The sequence below is a fragment of the Spirillospora sp. NPDC048911 genome, assembly GCF_043198015.1.
In the GTDB taxonomy this organism is placed as follows: Bacteria; Actinomycetota; Actinomycetes; order Streptosporangiales; family Streptosporangiaceae; genus Spirillospora.
The window spans coordinates 430199-446305 of sequence record NZ_JBICUD010000004.1; the positions used below are offsets into that span (position 1 = coordinate 430199).

Sequence of the window (16107 nt, forward strand, 5' to 3'; positions counted from 1 at the left end):
GCCGGGGCCCGGACGCGTCAGCCCCGGTTGGCCAGCAGCACGCCCGCGCCGCCCAGCACCAGCCCCGCGACCGTCAGCGGGGCCAGGGACTCGCCGATGGTGACCCACGCCAGCAGCGCCGTCACCGAAGGGGTCAGGAAGAACAGCGTGCTGACGCGGCTCGCCGACGACCGCCGCAGCATCGTGTTCAGCAGCAGGAACACCCCGACCGAGTTCACCAGCACGATCCACGCCAGCGCCGCGCCGAACGCCGGCCAGTGCGTCACCCGCGGCGTCTCCCACAGCAGCGACGACGCCCCGATCACCGGCGCCGCCACCAGGAATTGCACCGCCGTCCCCGAGAACACGTTCATGTCCGCCACGAACCGCTTCTGATACAGCGTGCCCACGCTGAGCCCCAGCAGCCCCGCCACGCACAGCACCACGCCCAGCGCCGAGAACGCCACCCGGTCGGCGACCGCCAGCACCACCCCCGCCGCGCCCAGCCCGAACCCCGCCCACTGCCGGGCCGTCACCCGCTCCCCCAGCGCCGACGCCGCCAGCAACGCGATCACCACCGGGTTCAGGCCCTGCACCAGCGCCACCACCCCGGCCGGCAGCCCCAGCCCCATCGCGCTGTAGAGCGCGCCGAACTGCACCGCCTGGATCAGCAACCCCGTCACCGCGATGTGCCCCAGTCGCCGCCCGCGCGGCCACGGCGCCCGCAGCGCGACCGCCAGGCCCGCCAGCAGCACCCCCGCCAGCGCGAACCGCGCGAACGTCAGCAGCAGCGGCGGCGCCGCGCCCACGCCGACCGCCCCGGCGATGAACGCGCTGCTCCACAGGACCACGAACACCGGCGGCATCGCCGCCGCGCCCCGCCCCGCTCGAGCCGGCGCCGCGTCGACCGGCGCGGGCATGGAAGGAGGAGCCTCCCGTTCGATCCGGACCGCCATGACCCCACCCCTCGATAACCGGCTAGAACGGTTATCAGTCTGGTGACCGAGCCAATAACCTGTCAAGGCGGTTATGCTGAGGGGATGGGCTTCACGTTCGTCAGCGGCGACCCCGCGCTCGACTTCGCCGGCACCGTCCAGCACCGGCGCGACGAGTTCATCGACCTGCTCACCACCCCCGCCGACCTCGCGCGCTGGACGGTGGAGGCGGGCCTGCTCACCAGCGCGCCCCCGGCCGGCACCACCGGCTTCGACGCCGCCGTGGAGCTGCGTGAGGCCATCTACCGGCTCGCCGCCGGCACCGGCACCGGCACCGACCGCGACCTGGTCAACCGGCACGCCGCCGGCGCGCCCGTCACCGTCCGCCTCACCGCCGGCGGCACCGTCGAACGCACCGGCGGCCTGGACGCCGCGCTGGCCACCCTCGCCCGCGGCGCCGTCGAGCTCCTCGGCGGCCCCGACGCCCGCGACGTCAGGGAATGCGAGGCCGGCCAGTGCACCCGCCTCTACCTGGACACCTCACGCCGCCGCACGCGCCGCTGGTGCGACATGCGCGAATGCGGCAACCGCGCCAAGGCCGCCGCGTTCCGCGCCCGCCACCGCACCGCCCCCTGATCCCGCCGCGCCCACGCCCGGCCCAGGTGACCGGATCGTTCCGGTGGGAGGCCTGATCGTGTCTGTCCCGGGCGGCCCGGCGCCGCCAGGATCGACACATGCGCACCGCACTCCTCGTCATCGACGTCCAAGAGTCCTTCCGCCGCCGGCCCAGCTGGCAGGCGATCTCCGCACCCGACATCGCCGAGCGGGCCGGGCGGCTGGTCGACGCCGCCCGCGCCCGCGCCGAGCTGGTGGTGTGGGTGCTGCACGCCGAACCCGGCTCCGGCGGCGTCTTCGACCCCGAACTCGGTCACGTCCGCCTCATGGACGGGCTGGAGCCGCGCCCCGGCGAGCCCGTCATCACCAAGACCAGCCGCAACGCCTTCACCACCACCAACCTGCAGCAGCTCCTCACCGCCGCGGGCGTCACCGACGTGGTCGTCTGCGGCATCCAGACCGAGCAGTGCTGCGAGACCACCGCCCGCCTGGCCGCCGACCTCGGCTACACCGTCACCTTCGTCACCGACGCCACCGCCACCTTCCCCATCGCCCACCGCGACGCCCCCGCCCACGCGACCGCGGCCGACCTGCTCGCCGACCCCCGCACCCTGCCCACCGCCGACGTCATCGCCCGCACCGAATACGCCCTCGCCGGCCGGTTCGCCACCATCGCCACCCTGGAACAGCTCACGGGCGGGGCGTCGGCTGAGACCGCGGTAGGCTGACCGGATCGTGACCCAGATCGTCTTCCTGCTCGTCCCCGGGCTGCACCTGCTGGACCTGGCCGGGCCCGCCCAGGTCTTCTCCACCGCCGCCACCACCCTGGACGGCGCGCCCTACCGGCTGCGGTACGTCGCCGAGCAGGACGACGTCCCCACCGCGCAAGGCCTGCCGGTACGGGCCGCCACCACCTGGCCCGAGCTCGGGCCCGGCGACGTCGTCATGGTCCCCGGCTGGCGGTGGGGCACCGGCGAGCCCGGCTGGGGCCGCGTCGGCGCCGCCACCGCCCGCCGCCTGTCCGCCCACCACCAGAGCGGCGGCACCGTCGCCAGCGTCTGCGCCGGGGCGTTCGCGCTCGCCGCCGCCGGGCTGCTGGACGGCCGCCGCTGCACCACCCACCACGAACTCCAGGACGAGCTGGCCCGCCGCCACCCGCGCGCCGCCGTCGTCCGCGACGTCCTGCACGTGACCGACGGACGCGTCGTCACCTCCGCCGGCATCGCCAGCGGCATCGACCTGGCCCTGCACCTGGTCGCCGCCCGGCACGGGCCCGGCGCCGCCGCCCGCGTCGCCCGCGCCATGGTCGTCTACGCCCGCCGCAACGGCGACGACCAGCAGATCGGCGCCATGCTGCGGCACCGCTCCCACCTCAGCGACGCCGTCCACCGCGTCCAGGACCTCATCGACGCCCGCTTCGCCGAACCGCTGCCCTTGGCCGCGCTCGCCGCCGCCGGCGGCGTCAGCGAACGCACCCTCACCCGCCTGTTCGGCGCCGCCACCGGCCTCACCCCGCTGCGCTACCAGCAGTTGCTGCGCCTGGAACACGCCGGTCACCTCATCGGACAGGGCGCCACCGCCGAGGCCGCCGCCCGCGCCGTCGGCTTCCAGGACGCCCGCATGCTGCGCCGCCTGCGCTCCCGCGCCACCGACACCGCCGTCTGACGACCCGCCACCTGACGCGGCGAGCGGCGGTCAGCCGGTCACCGGCACCTCGATATGGCCGGTGGCGCCGCGTGTCACCCGGGCGCGGCCCGCGGTGACCTCCGCCGCCCACGCCTCGAAAACCGCCAGCTCCTCCACCGGCACCGCCACGTCGGCCTCCACGCCGTCCCCATAGCGCACATCGCCCGGCTGCCGGCCGCTGCCGTGCAGATCCCCCAGGAACCGGCCCGCCAGCGCGTGGTCCACCCGCACCGTCACCGTCACCACCGGCCGCAGCTCCACCACCCCGACCGCGTCCACCGCCGCCGCGACCGCCTGCCCGTACGCGCGCACCAGCCCGCCCGCGCCCAGCTTCACCCCGCCGAAATACCGCGTCACCACCGCCGCGGTGTCGGTCAGCCCGCGCCGCACCAGCACCTCCAGCATCGGGACGCCCGCGGTCCCCGCCGGCTCCCCGTCATCGCTGCTCTTGGTGATCTCACCGCGTTCACCCAGCACGTAGGCGGTGCAGTTGTGCGTGGCGTCCCGGTGCGCCCGGCGATGTCCGGCCAGGAACTCCACCGCCGCCTGCTCCGAGCGCACCCGCGCCAGCGTGCAGACGAACCTCGACTTGCGGATCTCCAGCTCGGCCGAGCCCGCGTTCCTGATCATGCGCATGGGAGACCCGAGTCTACGGCCCGGCGCGGCTCAGCCCTTGGGAAAGGGCCAGGCGTTGGGGCGGCACCCGTACAGCGACTTGGTCTGCTGCACCATCACCGGCGCCCGGCGCCCCGGCCCCGGGCACTGCTCATGCTGGTGCCCCAGCAGATGCCCCACCTCATGGTTGACCAGGTACTCGCGGTAGGTCGCCAGATCCCGGCCGTAGGACGCGGCGCCGGTGCCCCAGCGCAGCGCGTTCAGCACCGACCTGCCGCCGCGCCCGCACGACAGCTCCCCGCCGGTCACCAGCGGCGCGCACATCCGGTCCACCAGCGCCGGGCTCGACAACGACACGCGGAACCGCACCGTCCCCCGGCTCACCCGCACGAACCGCATCGTGCGGCCCCGCCCCCAGCTGCGCCGGTCGTTGAGGATCCGGTGCACCTCGGCGGCGAACTGCGCGCCGCGGAACGGCAGGCCCCGCTCGACCTCGACCATGTACTTCACCACGGTGCCGCGCCGCCCGGCGGGCGCCGCCGCCGTGCCGGGCACCACGGCGTACCGGCCGCCCGCCGACCGCGGCACCCGCGTCCGGACCGGCTGCCGCCGCCCGTTCACCACCGGCCCCTGGCGCCCGGTGCCGGGCGGCGCCGTCGTCCGCCTGCTGCCCGGCGCCGCGGGCGTCACCGGCGCGGCGTCCGCGCCCGTGCCGCGCTGCGGCGTCCGCGCCGTGCCGCCCGAGTCGCCGGGGGCCGCCACCCACACGGCGGCGCCGGCTCCCGCCGCGATCACCAGCGCGGCGCCGAACGCCACCGCCCACCCGCGTCCGCGGCGCCGGTCCTGCCGCCGGCGGCGCGCCGCCGGCGCCGGGGCCACGGGTTCCTTGAGATTGTGCATGAGCCCTGGTCAGCCCCGCCCGCCGGACACCGCGCCGCGCCTGCCGTTCATTCCGCCCGCCCCCGATGATCGTTGATCTAGGCGGCATCGTAGTGGGCGCGGCGATCACAGCGCCGCCATGTTCACCCGGCGAGCCCCGGGGCGAAGCGGGACGAACACAGATAAAGCCGCCGGACCGGATCGGGGCGGTGGTCAGGCGGGCGGGTCAGGCGGGCGGGTCAGTCGATCAGGTCGAGGACGTCGGCGATCGACGGCACCACCCGCGACGGCCGGAACGGGAACCGCTCGACCTCCTCCTTGCGCGTCACCCCGCTCAGCACCAGGATCGTCTGCAGGCCCGCCTCCACGCCCGCCACGACGTCGGTGTCCATCCGGTCGCCGATCATCGCGGTGCGCTCGCTGTGCCCGCCGACCACGTTCAGCGCGGTCCGCATCATCAGCGGGTTGGGCTTGCCGACGAAGTAGGGGTCCACCCCCGTCGCCTTGGTGATCATCGCGGCGACCGCGCCGCACGCCGGCAGCGACCCCTCCGGCGACGGCCCGATCGGGTCGGGATTGGTCGCGATGAACCGCGCGCCGTTCTCGATCAGCCGGATCGCCTTGGTCAGCTGCGAGAAGCTGTAGGTGCGGGTCTCGCCCAGCACCACGTACTCGGGATCGAGGTCGGTCAGCACGTACCCCACCTCGTGCAGCGCGGTGGTCAGCCCCGCCTCGCCGATCACGTACGCCGACCCCTCCGGCCGCTGGTCGGCCAGGAACCGCGCGGTCGCCAGCGCTGAGGTCCAGATGAACTCGGCCGGCACCACCAGGCCCAGCGCGGCCAGCCGCGCCGACAGGTCGCGGGGGGTGTAGATGGAGTTGTTGGTCAGCACCAGGAACGGCCGGCCCGACGCCGAGAGGCGGCCGATGAACTCGTCCGCGCCCGGCACCGGCCGGCCCTCGTGCACCAGCACCCCGTCCATGTCCGACAGCCAGAACTCGATCGGCCTGCGCTCGCTCATGCGCACATTGTCGCAGGTGGATGTCACTGGTGGATCCGCCCCGATGATTGACCCCGCCCGCGCCCGGACCATAGATTCACGACGACAGGCGCACCGAACCGTGTTCGGCCAGGGAGCGCGGCGGCGCCGCCGGTCCCCGCGGAGGTAGGCATGCCCAGCGCTCCCGACACGCACGGTTCCGACTCGCCCGGCGTCCCCGGCATCCGGGAGGTCCGGGCGGCGATGACCGCGCCCGGGCAGCTGTTCGAGATGGACGAGGTCGACGTGCGCGGTGTCCCCACCCGCGTGTGGAAGCACGCCCCGGGCACCCTGCGCGACATCCTGGAGATGTCGCGCGGCCACGGCGACAAGCCGTTCCTGGTGTACGAGGACGAGCGGCTGTCGTTCGCCGGGCACTACGCGCGCGTCGCGGCGTTCGCGCACCGCCTCGTGGACCGGTACGGGATACGCAAGGGCGACCGGGTCGCCATCGCGATGCGCAACTACCCCGAATGGTCGGTGGCGTTCTGGGCCGCCGCGGTCGCCGGCGCCGTCGTCGTCCCCCTCAACGCCTGGTGGACCGCCGCCGAGCTGGAGTACGCGCTGCGCGACAGCGGCGCCCGGCTCCTGATCGCCGACCTCGAACGCGCCGAACGCCTCGCCGGCGCGCTCCCCGGCCTGGACCTGGCCGCCGCCCTCGTCGTCCGCGCCGGCGGGACGCCGCCCGCCGGCACCGAACCGTTCGACGACACACCCGCCACCGATGCCGGCGCCGATGCGGCACTGCCCGACGTCGCGCTCGACCCCGAGGACGACGCCACGATCTTCTACACCTCCGGCACCACCGGCCGGTCCAAGGGCGCGCTCGGCACCCACCGCAACATCGCCACCAACCCCGTCAGCCTCGCCTACGGCATGCTGTCGGGCGGCGTGCGCGCCGGCCGCACCCTGGAAGAGCTGCTGGCGCCGCAGCCGCGCGTCACCCTGCTGTCGGTGCCGTTCTTCCACGCCACCGGCTGCCACTCGGTCCTGGTCACCAGCGCGCTGCAGGGCGGCACCGTGGTCCTGATGTACAAGTGGGACGCCGAACGGGCGCTGCGCCTCATCGAGAGCGAGAAGGTCACCGGGTTCGGCGGCGTGCCCACCATGGCCTGGCAGGTCCTCACCCATCCCGACTTCGACAAGTACGACACCTCCAGCCTCACCGGCGTCAGCTACGGCGGCGCGCCCGCCGCGCCCAGCCTGGTCGACACCATCAAGGAGCGCCTGCCCGACCGGGTGCCCGGCAACGGCTACGGCCTCACCGAGACCTCCTCGGTCACCACCTACAACGCCGGGCTCAACTACCTGGAACGGCCCGACAGCGTCGGCCCGCCCGTCGCGGTCTGCGACGTCAAGGTCGTCGACCCCGCGGGCACCGAACTGCCCGCCGGCGAGGTCGGCGAACTGCTCATCAAGGGCCCCAACGTCATCAAGGGCTACTGGGGCAAACCGGAGGCGACAGCGCAGTCCTTCGACCCGGGCGGCTGGTTCCACAGCGGCGACCTGGCCCGCCTGGACGCCGACGGGTTCGTCTACATCGTCGACCGCGCCAAGGACATGCTCATCCGCGGCGGCGAGAACATCTACTGCGCCGAGGTCGAGGCCGCCCTCTACGAGCACCCCTCCGTCGCCGACTGCGGCGTCATCGGCGTGCCCCACGACGTCCTCGGCGAAGAGGTCGGCGCCGTGGTGTGCCTGCGGCCCGGCGCCACGCTCACCGCCGCCGAACTCCAGGAGTTCCTGGCACCCCGCATCGCCGCGTTCAAGATCCCCGCCCATGTGTGGTTCCGCGACGGCGAGCTGCCCCGCAACCCCGGCGGCAAGCTCCTGAAGACCCGCCTGCGCGAGGAGCTCCTCGGCTGACCGGTAACGCCGACCTGTAACGTGGCCGGACGTGAGCGACACCGACCCCACCGGCCTCCGCAAGATCGCCCCGCCCGGCCTGGCGCCCGGGCCCGGCTACAGCCACGCGGTCTCGGCCGACGTCCCCGGCCGCCTGGTCGCCGTCAGCGGCCAGGTCGCCCTCGACGCCGCCGGGAACCTCGTCGGCCCCGGCGACCTGGCCGTCCAGACCCGGCAGGTGCTGGCCAACCTGCACGCCGCGCTCGCCGCCGCCGACGCCGACTGGCGGCACGTCATCAAGCTCGGCTACTACCTGCGCGACGCGGAGCAGGTCGCGGTCGTGCGGGCCGTCCGCGACGAGATCGTGCCGCCCGGCTTCGCGCCCGCCAGCACCCTGGTCGAGGTGTCACGGCTGTTCCGCGACGACCTCCTGGTCGAGATCGACGCCCTCGCCGTCGTCCCCATCGCCCCCGCCCGGGACTAGGGCTGGGACTAGGGCCGCAGGGCCCGCAGGCACAGCACCGCCACCGCCTCGACGACCTCCTCGGCCGACCGGCCCGCCGGGGGATCCAGCAGCGCGCCGTGCACCTGCGCCTCGGCGGCCTGCACCAGCAGCAGCGCCGTCAGCGCCCGGTCCGGGCCGCCCACCTCCAGCCGGTGCAGATGATGCTCGACCTCCCGCGCCATCGCCGTCTGCACACTCCGCAGCTGCGCCGCGGCCTCCGGCGGGCGCGGCGCCTGGTCGTACAGCAGCCGGTGGGTCACCGGATCGGTGCGGTGCAGGTCGGCCAGCGCCCCCACCAGCGTCCGCACCGTCTCCTCCAGCGGCGGCGCCTGCTCGCGCAGCCGCGTGAACACCGCGCCCAGCGCGTCCACCAGCTGCAGCATGTGCCGCTCCCCGAGCGCGTACAGCAGCGCGTCCTTGTTGGGGAAGTACTGGTAGAGCGACCCGATCGACACCCCGGCGCGCTCGGCGATCCGGTTGGTGGTCGCGGCCGCGTACCCGTGCCGCTCGAAAAGCTGAGCAGCCGCCTCCAGGATCGCGTCGAAGGTCTCCTGGGAACGCTGCTGGCGCGGCCTTTTGCGGGGTGTGGAGATGAGGCCTCCAATGCGAGTTGCCAGACCCTGAGGATTACTCACATTCTAGGGACATGTTCACCTTCCCCGCAGATCCGCAGGAGATCCTGGCTGAGCGGACGCGGCAGTTCACCGCCTGCGGCATCCCCGCCCGCGTGGTCGCCGCCGCCCGCGACGAGATCGACGACATGTGGGGCATGGGCCCCGGCGGCTGGGTGCCGGCCTGGGCGCGGCACGCCGAGCGCGCCGACCGCGACGGCGACCCGCTGCTGTCCGCGCTGTGCTGGGGCGCCGCCCGGTTCCCCGCCCTGGCCACGCCCGGCCGCCGGTTCGCCTACGAACAGCAGCTGGAGTGCTACCTGGCCGCCGCGCCGCGCTTCCGCGCCGCGTTCCGCCGGGAGATCTTCCATGTGCCCTGCACGGACGGCAGCCCGGACGGCAGCCGGGACGGCACCACCGACGGCACCACGGCCGTCCCCGTGCACTTCCTGCGGCGGCCCTACGGGCGGCCACGCGGCGTGCTGATCCTGTCGGGCGGCGTCGACACCTGGAAGATGGACCTGCACCGCCTCGCGGTGACCACCGCCCTGGCCACCGGGCTGCTGGTCGCCGCGATCGACATGCCCGGCACCGGCGAGTCGCAGGTGCCGCTCACCCCCCGCGCGGATCAGATCCTCACCGGGCTGGTGCGGCGGCTGCGCGCCGACTACGCGCTGCCCGTCGGCTTCCTCGGCCTCAGCTTCGGCGGGCACTGGGCTGCCAAGCTCGCCCTGCTCGGCGAGGTCGACGCCGCCGTGGACCTCGGCGGCCCGACCGGTGCCGCCGACGAGCCCGTCGACGTGGCGAACCTGCCGTACGGCATGCCCGGCATCATCGGCAACGCCCTGCACCTGGACGCGCTTCCCACCCCCGCCCTCATCGCCGAGCAACTCCTGGCGTTCTCCCTGCGCGCCCAAGGGCTGCTGGACCGGCGCGGCGGCGCGCCGCTGCTGGCCGTCAACGGCGCCGACGACCAGTACATCCCGCGCGGCGACACCACCGGCCTGGCCGGGCGGCCCGCCACCACCGTCTGGCTCGTCCGCGGCGCCACCCACTGCGCACCCGAACGGTTCCGGCCCCTCATCCTGGCCGTCTGGGGCTGGCTCACCGCCCGCCTGGCCGCCCGTCCCACCACACCGGTCGCCGAACGCGCCGCCCGCCTGCCCCTGGCCCCGCTCCTGCTGAACGCGTGAGGGCGCCCCGGCCGGTCGGCCGGGACGCCCTCGGGAAGCGCAGGAAAACCCGCGGTCAGACGTTCACGCCGAAGTCGGACGCGATGCCCGCCAGGCCCGAGGCGTACCCCTGGCCGACGGCGCGGAACTTCCACTCGTCGCCGTTGCGGTAGAGCTCACCGAACACCATGGCGGTCTCGGTGGAGGCGTCCTCGGACAGGTCGTAGCGCGCGATCTCGCTGTTGTCGGCCTGGTTGACGACCCGGATGAAGGCGTTGCGGACCTGGCCGAAGTTCTGCTGCCGGTTCTCGGCGTCGTAGATCGACACCGGGAACACGACCTTGGCCACCTCGGCCGGGACGGTGGCCAGGTTGACCTTGATCTGCTCGTCGTCGCCCTCGCCCTCACCGGTGAGGTTGTCGCCGGTGTGCTCGACGGCGCCGTCGGGGCTCTTGAGGTTGTTGAAGAACACAAAGTGCTTGTCAGACAGCACCTTGCTCTCCGGCGAGCACAGCAGCGCGCTGGCGTCGAGGTCGAAGTCGCCCCCCGTGGTGGTCCGCACGTCCCAGCCCAGACCCACCACGACCGCGGTCAGTCCAGGAGCCTCCTTGGTCAGCGAGACGTTGCCGCCCTTGCTCAGACTGACTCCCACTGCGTGCACCTCCATATAGACGTTCCGTGCGGGCCTCTGCCGCCCGCACGGCCTGATGGTAGAACGGTAGCCACCCGGCGGCGGTTCCCTGGCCGGTTTCGCACACGGCGTGGCGAGGATTCACTCTCGGCTCACCTCGCGTCGACGAACGCCGTCGGGGCGGTGACCTCGGGCGGAAGCTCCAGCGCGGCGGCCAGCGCGGCCGCGTCGGGTGCCAGCGCGTCGCACACGGCGCGGCGGCGTTCGGCGACCCGTTCCAGCAGGCCCGGCTCGGCCACGCCCTCGTCCAGCAGCACCCCGGCCCGGCGCTCCAGCCAGCCGAGGGCGTGCAGCCCCAGCAACGGCCGCAGCGGCCCCGACCCCGACACGGCCTCCGGCTCGCAGGCGGCGGCCAGGATCTCCAGCACCGTGCGGTCGGCACAGGCCGTCGCCGTGCGCACCGCCAGCGACAGGTTGTCGTTCCACGACTCGAAACCGTCGTGCCCGGCCGCCCGCGCCGCCTCGATCCGGCCCGCCAGGCGCCGCTGCAGCCGCAGCTCGCAGTCGCGGGCCAGGTGCACCCACACGCGCGGGGACGACAGGTCACCGCCGTCGGGCACCGCCCCGTCCACCGCCGGCGGCTCGTAGCGGTCGAGATCGGCCATCGCGCGGGCGGTGTCGAACAGGATGAGCTCGTTGTCGCCGCCGGCGTTCATGTAGGCGTGGGCCAGCCCGCGGTACCCGTTGAGGCGGTCGGTCGCGGCGAACCCCGGCGCGCCCGACAGCACCCGGCACCGCGACACCGTCTCCTGCGCCTCCATCGTCGTCGCGGCCTTCAGCAGCGCCAGGTCGCGGTCGACCGCCGACCACGGCGCCCACGCCGTCGCCGGGCCGCCCGCCCGCGCCGCCCCGGCCCGGCGTTCCTTGACGTGCGCGGCGACCACCGTCAGCGCGTACGCCGACGCCAGCGACTCCAGCACCGCCTCGCGCACGTTGCGGTAGTCGGTCAGCGGCCGCAGCGGCGCCAGCCGCCCCAGCGTGACCCGGCCGGCGGCGTGGGCGTGCAGGATGCCCGCCGCCGCCCGCGTGATCGCCGCCGCCATCGAGATCACCGCGCGCCACACCGCCGGGCCGATGCTCATCGACCGGGTCAGCCGCGCGGCCGGGCCGCCCACCGGGTCGTGGAACTGCCCGCCCGCGCCGATCGTGGCGCCGTCGCGCAGCCACGCCTCGTAGGGCACCCGCAGCCCCGACAGCCGCACCGCCGCGTAGTCGACCATCAGGCCGGTGGTGTCCGGCGCGGGCACGATCTCGGCGCCGGCGGGCACCGCGCCGCCGGGCCCGCGCACCGGCACCGCGAACACGAACACCCCGCGCTCGACGCCGTCGTGCTCCAGCGTCGCGTACACCGCGGCGATCTTGGGGATGGCGGGGTGGGCGGTGTTGGTGGGGAACTTCACGGCCTGGTCGTCGGGCGTGGTCAGCACGAACTCGCGGGTGGCCGCGTCGTAGCGCGCCAGGGTGCGCGGTGCCAGGTGGCTGTTGCTGCGCCCGACCTCGGTCATCAGCAGCGCGCCGAACGACTCCATCGACTCCAGCGCGTCGCGCGCCGCCCTCGGCCCCTGCTGTTCGGAGCCGAACAGCAGGATCGGGCCGAGGGCCAGGGTGTAGTGCAGCAGCATCACGTGGAAGAGCCCGGGGTCGGCGATCGCGGCGCGTTCCAGCAGCGCGCACAACGCCGGCGGGTCGTCCAGCAGCTCGGGGGCCGGCGGCGCCGCCAGCCCCGCCCGCCGCAGCCGCTCGTAGGTGAGGGCGTGCCGGTCCTGGACCGTCAGCCCGTCGGGGTAGCCGAAGAACTCGCCCGGGACGGCCTCCTCCAGCCGGGCGCGGGTCTTGGCGGTCAGCCCGGCGCCGCGGACCAGCCGCGACAGGCCGGGATCGGGCTGGGGGGCGGTTCCCATCGCGGCGCTCCTGCTGAGGCGAAGTCGTCCAAGAAGTCGTCCGAGGCGGACGGTCGGCCGGGTGGACGGGTCACTCGAGGTGGGGGCGGTCGAGCGCGCCGGTCAGCGGCACCGGCCGCACGCCGGGCGCGGACTTGCTCACCTGCGAGCCGCGCTGCCCCGCCGAGCGCGGCCGCTCGCGCAGCGGCGCCAGCGTGGGCACCTCGGGCAGCGTGAGGCGGGCGCACTGGCACAGCGCGTTGCCGGCGCCGGCCTCGGCGAACGCGGTCGCGCCGGCCTCGTGCACGGCGCGCAGCGTCTGCGGCAGCCGCACCGGCTTGACGATGCAGTCGGTGAGCGCGCGGTGCAGATCGTCGTCGTCGCGGTAGGCGCGGCCGCGCACCGGCGAGTACACCGCGACCTCCAGCGGGCGCTGCGGGAACGAGCGGATCATCTCGTACCACTCGTCGTCGGCGCCGCGCATCGCCGGATGGTGCGACAGGTAGGGGACGGCGAGGCGGACGGCGCGGACGCCGGTGGCCTGCGCCGCCGCCAGCACCATCTCCAGCGGGCCCTCGGGGCCGCTGACGACCGTGACGCCGGGAGCGTTGAGGCAGGCGACGACGACCTCGGGGACGCCAGCGGCCTCGATGCACGCCAGCGCGCCGTCCTCGGTCGCCTCCATCAGGCCCATGCCGCCGCCGGCGCCGCGCCGGGCCAGCACGTCCACGAGGCTGACGGCCATGCGGGCGCCGTCGCTGATGCTGAACGCGCCCGCGCACACCAGCGCGGCGATCTCGCCGAAGCTCTGGCCGACCGCGTAGCCGAGCGGCACGCCCTCGGCGCGCAGCACCCTGTCGACGGCGACCGAGGTGGTGTAGGCGGCGAGCTGGGCGACACCCTGCCGGCGGGCCGCGGCGCGGTAGCCGCCCGGGTCCTCCAGCAGGATCGTTCGCAACGATGGCCAACCTGTGCGGGGCAGACCCTCCTGGACCGCGTCCAGGACATCGGTGACGATGCGGGGTGCCGCCGGGCCGGTCCGCGAAAGCGCCTGCAGGTCGGGCACACCCGTGGAGCCGGTGCCAGGGAACAGGAACGCGCAGAGGTCGTCCGGCTTGAATTCCTGCGTCCAGCTGGCGGGGAACGAGGAGGACACGCGGGGTTCTCCTTACCTCTAAGGAAGGGCCGACTTTCCTTATTGGATGAAGACCGCTTTGTAGTTGTTATGGATTGAAAGTCACAAAATGCGATTATTCACTCAAGGGATCGGCCTGACAACCGTCCGTGTGGACAGTATGCACGGTCGGGGCCCGATCGTGGGTACGACAGCCACCGGTCTGACCGGGCGGATGCAAGGGAGTGCACATGAACGGGCGGCCGGCCGTACGGCATCGGTGGGCGATCACGGGCACCGGGTCCTACCTTCCCGACCAGCGGGTTCCCAGTGAGGACCTCTCCCTGGCGATGGGCCTGGAGGCGGGCTGGATCGAGGGGCGCACCGGCATCCGGCGCCGGCACGTCGCCGCCCCGGAGCAGGCCGCGTCCGACCTCGCCGAGCGCGCCGCCCGCCGGGCGCTGGACGCCGCCGGGCTGGCCGCCGGCGACCTCGGCCTCATCGTGCTGGGCACCTCCACCCCCGACGAGCTCGGCCCCTCCACCGCCTGCCGCGTGCAGGCCATGCTCGGCGCGGCGCAGGCCGCCGCCTTCGACGTCGCCGCCGCCTGCACCGGGTTCGTCTACGGGCTGCAGACCGCCGTGGGCTGGCTGGCCACCCAGCGCGGCAAGCCCCCCTACGCCCTGGTCATCGGCGTCGAGGTCTACTCCCGGTTCCTCAACACCGGCGACCGCGCGACCGCCGCGCTGTTCGGCGACGGCGCCGCGGCCGCCGTCATCGGGCCCGCGCCGCCGCCGTACGGGATCGCCTCCATGGGAATGGGCGCCGACGGCACCCGCGCCGGCGACGTGCTCATCCCCGCCGGCGGCAGCCGCGCGCCCGCCGGCCCCGGCACGCTGGCCTCGCTGGGCCACACCATCCACATGGACGCCCGTGCCGTCCGCTCGTTCATCGTCGACGTCCTGCCCCGGCTGATCAGCGAGGCCACCGACGACGCCGGCGTCAAACCCGGCGACCTGGCGCTGGTCGTCCCGCACCAGCCCAACCCCCGGCTGGTGGCCTCGCTGGCCGACCAGGCCGGGCTCACCCCCGACCAGATGGTCATCGCCGGGCAGGACGTCGGCAACATCGGCGCTGCGAGCCTGCCGTACGCGCTGGACCGCGCCGTGCGCACCCGCGGCATCGGCGAAGGCGAGCTGGTGCTGCTCGCGGGCTTCGGCGCCGGCCTGACCTGGGGGCACACCCTGCTCGTCTGGCCGCCACGCCGCACACACAATCGATAGCCGGCACCGATAGTGCGGCCGGTAGACCGTCCGATGACGCGTCGCGGGTCGTAAGGCCGGACCTTACCCGGGGGCCAGGTTTTGGTAGGAGGCCAGGCCTTGGTAGGCGGCCAGCACGATACTCAGACCCCGGTCGTCGCCCAGCGTGCCCGGGCTGAGCATCCGGTTCATCGCGTACGCCACCACCATGCGCGCGTCCAGGTCCACGACCACCAGCGAGCCGCCCCACCCGCCCCAGAAGCACGTGCGCGGGTTGGGGGAGATCGGTATCTCCGCGCTGGTGAGCCCGTACCCCATCCCGAACCGCAGCGGCACGCCCAGGCACCGGTCCTTGCCGTTGGACTGCTCCTGGAACACCGCCTCGCAGCCCGCCCGCGACAGCAGCCGCACCCCGCGCGCCTCTCCCCCGCAGGCCAGCACCGACTGCACCATGGCCACCGAGCGGGCGTTGCCGTGCCCGCCGGCGGCCGGGATCTCCGCGCGGCGCCAGGCTTCGGTGTTGGCGGTGCCGGCGTCGAACGGCGGGTTGCCGTAGTGGCGCAGCAGCAGCCGTGCCGCCTCCATCGCCGGCCCCTCCGACTCGGGGACAGGCGCGGGGATGATCGGCGCGACCCGGTGGTCGTGCTCGGCGGGCAGGCCGATGTGGAAGTCGGCGCCCAGCGGCCCGGCCACCTCCGCGGCGAAGAACGTGCCGACGCTCGTCCCGGTGATCCGGCGGATCACCTCGCCGACCAGATGGCCCTGGGTGAAGGCGTGGTAGCCCGACTCGGTGCCGGGCTCCCAGCCCGGCCGCTGGCGGGCCAGTGCCGCCGTGGACTTGTCCCAGTCGAACAGGTCCTCGGTCTCCAGGGGCTCGTCCCAGCTGGGCAGCCCCGCGGTGTGCGACAGCAGGTGCCGCACCCGCACGCCCTCCTTGCCCGCGGCGGCGAACTCGGGCCAGTACCGCGCCACCGGGGCGTCCAGATCCAGGTCGCCGCGATCGGCCAGGATCAGCGCGCACAACGCGGTCATCGTCTTGGTCGTCGACCAGACGTTGACGATCGTGTCGCGTTCCCACGGTCGCGTGCGGGCCTGGTCGGCGTGGCCGCCCCACAGGTCGGCGACCGGCTCGCCGTCCAGGAACACCGCCGCCGACGCGCCGACGTCCTCGCGGTCCAGGGACGCCGCCAGCGCGTCGCGCACCCCGCCGAACCGGTCCTCGCACGTGCCGTGGATCTGGGTCATGGACGCACGGTAGACCGGTTCAGCACCGCCCAC

The 16107-nt window shown here is 74.4% G+C and carries 16 protein-coding genes; 7 read left to right on the top strand and 9 right to left on the bottom strand.

All coding sequences use genetic code 11. The features are described 5' to 3' along the window. Window positions 1-17: 17 nt before the first annotated feature. Window positions 18-935 (bottom strand): DMT family transporter, encoded by a 918-nt coding sequence (locus ACGFNU_RS20205; protein ID WP_392595614.1) that lies wholly within the window; start codon window positions 933-935, stop codon window positions 18-20. Between the two features lie 84 nt (window positions 936-1019). On the opposite strand from ACGFNU_RS20205, the gene ACGFNU_RS20210 reads away from it, so the two are divergent. The 3 genes from ACGFNU_RS20210 to ACGFNU_RS20220 all read left to right on the top strand — a co-directional run bounded on the left by ACGFNU_RS20210 (window position 1020) and on the right by ACGFNU_RS20220 (window position 3194). Next, on the top strand, window positions 1020-1550 hold the full coding sequence (locus tag ACGFNU_RS20210) for a CGNR zinc finger domain-containing protein (protein ID WP_392595616.1): 531 nt from the start codon (window positions 1020-1022) through the stop codon (window positions 1548-1550). A 98-nt stretch (window positions 1551-1648) separates the two neighbouring features. Then, complete coding sequence (locus ACGFNU_RS20215) at window positions 1649-2257, top strand: cysteine hydrolase family protein (protein WP_392595618.1); 609 nt, start codon at window positions 1649-1651, stop codon at window positions 2255-2257. 7 nt (window positions 2258-2264) lie between these two features. Then, entirely contained in the window at window positions 2265-3194 is a 930-nt protein-coding gene (locus ACGFNU_RS20220) for a GlxA family transcriptional regulator (RefSeq protein WP_392595620.1), read from the top strand. A gap of 30 nt (window positions 3195-3224) precedes the next feature. Here the strand turns inward: ACGFNU_RS20220 and ACGFNU_RS20225 are convergent, their stop codons facing one another. From ACGFNU_RS20225 to ACGFNU_RS20235, 3 genes are all read right to left on the bottom strand, one after another. Next, the gene (locus ACGFNU_RS20225) at window positions 3225-3851 is read right to left on the bottom strand and encodes a YigZ family protein (protein WP_392595622.1); all 627 of its coding nucleotides are present in this window, start codon (window positions 3849-3851) and stop codon (window positions 3225-3227) included. Window positions 3852-3881: 30 nt separating this feature from the next. Beyond that, on the bottom strand, window positions 3882-4709 hold the full coding sequence (locus ACGFNU_RS20230; RefSeq protein ID WP_392595624.1) for a DUF3152 domain-containing protein: 828 nt from the start codon (window positions 4707-4709) through the stop codon (window positions 3882-3884). A gap of 239 nt (window positions 4710-4948) precedes the next feature. Beyond that, window positions 4949-5731, bottom strand: coding sequence for an HAD-IIA family hydrolase (locus ACGFNU_RS20235; RefSeq protein ID WP_392595626.1), 783 nt, complete (start codon window positions 5729-5731; stop codon window positions 4949-4951). A gap of 150 nt (window positions 5732-5881) precedes the next feature. On the opposite strand from ACGFNU_RS20235, the gene ACGFNU_RS20240 reads away from it, so the two are divergent. Both ACGFNU_RS20240 and ACGFNU_RS20245 read left to right on the top strand, forming a co-directional pair. Beyond that, window positions 5882-7615, top strand: coding sequence for a class I adenylate-forming enzyme family protein (locus ACGFNU_RS20240; protein WP_392595628.1), 1734 nt, complete (start codon window positions 5882-5884; stop codon window positions 7613-7615). 31 nt (window positions 7616-7646) lie between these two features. Continuing rightward, window positions 7647-8078 carry a RidA family protein gene (locus ACGFNU_RS20245; protein WP_392595629.1) on the top strand — a complete coding sequence of 144 codons (432 nt, stop codon included), beginning with the start codon at window positions 7647-7649 and terminating at the stop codon, window positions 8076-8078. 8 nt (window positions 8079-8086) lie between these two features. Here ACGFNU_RS20245 and ACGFNU_RS20250 read toward each other — a convergent pair whose 3' ends face one another. Beyond that, a complete protein-coding gene (locus tag ACGFNU_RS20250; RefSeq protein ID WP_392595631.1) occupies window positions 8087-8734 on the bottom strand; it encodes a TetR/AcrR family transcriptional regulator in 648 nt (215 codons plus the stop codon). Between the two features lie 11 nt (window positions 8735-8745). On the opposite strand from ACGFNU_RS20250, the gene ACGFNU_RS20255 reads away from it, so the two are divergent. After that, entirely contained in the window at window positions 8746-9903 is a 1158-nt protein-coding gene (locus ACGFNU_RS20255) for an alpha/beta hydrolase (protein ID WP_392595633.1), read from the top strand. Between the two features lie 55 nt (window positions 9904-9958). Here ACGFNU_RS20255 and ACGFNU_RS20260 read toward each other — a convergent pair whose 3' ends face one another. The 3 genes from ACGFNU_RS20260 to ACGFNU_RS20270 all read right to left on the bottom strand — a co-directional run bounded on the left by ACGFNU_RS20260 (window position 9959) and on the right by ACGFNU_RS20270 (window position 13609). Beyond that, the gene (locus ACGFNU_RS20260; RefSeq protein WP_392595635.1) at window positions 9959-10534 is read right to left on the bottom strand and encodes a TerD family protein; all 576 of its coding nucleotides are present in this window, start codon (window positions 10532-10534) and stop codon (window positions 9959-9961) included. 131 nt (window positions 10535-10665) lie between these two features. After that, a complete protein-coding gene (locus tag ACGFNU_RS20265) occupies window positions 10666-12474 on the bottom strand; it encodes an acyl-CoA dehydrogenase (RefSeq protein WP_392595637.1) in 1809 nt (602 codons plus the stop codon). Window positions 12475-12544: 70 nt separating this feature from the next. Then, window positions 12545-13609, bottom strand: coding sequence for an ACP S-malonyltransferase (locus ACGFNU_RS20270; RefSeq protein ID WP_392595639.1), 1065 nt, complete (start codon window positions 13607-13609; stop codon window positions 12545-12547). A gap of 209 nt (window positions 13610-13818) precedes the next feature. Between ACGFNU_RS20270 and ACGFNU_RS20275 the strand changes: the two genes are divergently transcribed. Further along, window positions 13819-14850: a 3-oxoacyl-ACP synthase III family protein gene (locus tag ACGFNU_RS20275; protein WP_392595641.1), complete on the top strand. Its 1032-nt coding sequence runs from the start codon at window positions 13819-13821 to the stop codon at window positions 14848-14850. 63 nt (window positions 14851-14913) lie between these two features. On the opposite strand, the gene ACGFNU_RS20280 is transcribed toward ACGFNU_RS20275, so the two are convergent. Continuing rightward, on the bottom strand, window positions 14914-16074 hold the full coding sequence (locus tag ACGFNU_RS20280; RefSeq protein WP_392595643.1) for a serine hydrolase domain-containing protein: 1161 nt from the start codon (window positions 16072-16074) through the stop codon (window positions 14914-14916). Window positions 16075-16107: the final 33 nt, after the last annotated feature.

Excerpts from the sequence above, each read along its gene's own strand:
- ACGFNU_RS20205 (WP_392595614.1), bottom strand. The coding sequence starts at position 935 with ATGGCGGTCCGGATCGAACGGGAGGCTCCTCCTTCCATGCCCGCGCCG.
- ACGFNU_RS20210 (WP_392595616.1), top strand. The coding sequence starts at position 1,020 with ATGGGCTTCACGTTCGTCAGCGGCGACCCCGCGCTCGACTTCGCCGGC.
- ACGFNU_RS20215 (WP_392595618.1), top strand. The coding sequence starts at position 1,649 with ATGCGCACCGCACTCCTCGTCATCGACGTCCAAGAGTCCTTCCGCCGC.
- ACGFNU_RS20225 (WP_392595622.1), bottom strand. The coding sequence starts at position 3,851 with ATGCGCATGATCAGGAACGCGGGCTCGGCCGAGCTGGAGATCCGCAAG.
- ACGFNU_RS20235 (WP_392595626.1), bottom strand. The coding sequence starts at position 5,731 with ATGAGCGAGCGCAGGCCGATCGAGTTCTGGCTGTCGGACATGGACGGG.
- ACGFNU_RS20240 (WP_392595628.1), top strand. The coding sequence starts at position 5,882 with ATGCCCAGCGCTCCCGACACGCACGGTTCCGACTCGCCCGGCGTCCCC.
- ACGFNU_RS20255 (WP_392595633.1), top strand. The coding sequence starts at position 8,746 with ATGTTCACCTTCCCCGCAGATCCGCAGGAGATCCTGGCTGAGCGGACG.
- ACGFNU_RS20265 (WP_392595637.1), bottom strand. The coding sequence starts at position 12,474 with ATGGGAACCGCCCCCCAGCCCGATCCCGGCCTGTCGCGGCTGGTCCGC.
- ACGFNU_RS20275 (WP_392595641.1), top strand. The coding sequence starts at position 13,819 with ATGAACGGGCGGCCGGCCGTACGGCATCGGTGGGCGATCACGGGCACC.
- ACGFNU_RS20280 (WP_392595643.1), bottom strand. The coding sequence starts at position 16,074 with ATGACCCAGATCCACGGCACGTGCGAGGACCGGTTCGGCGGGGTGCGC.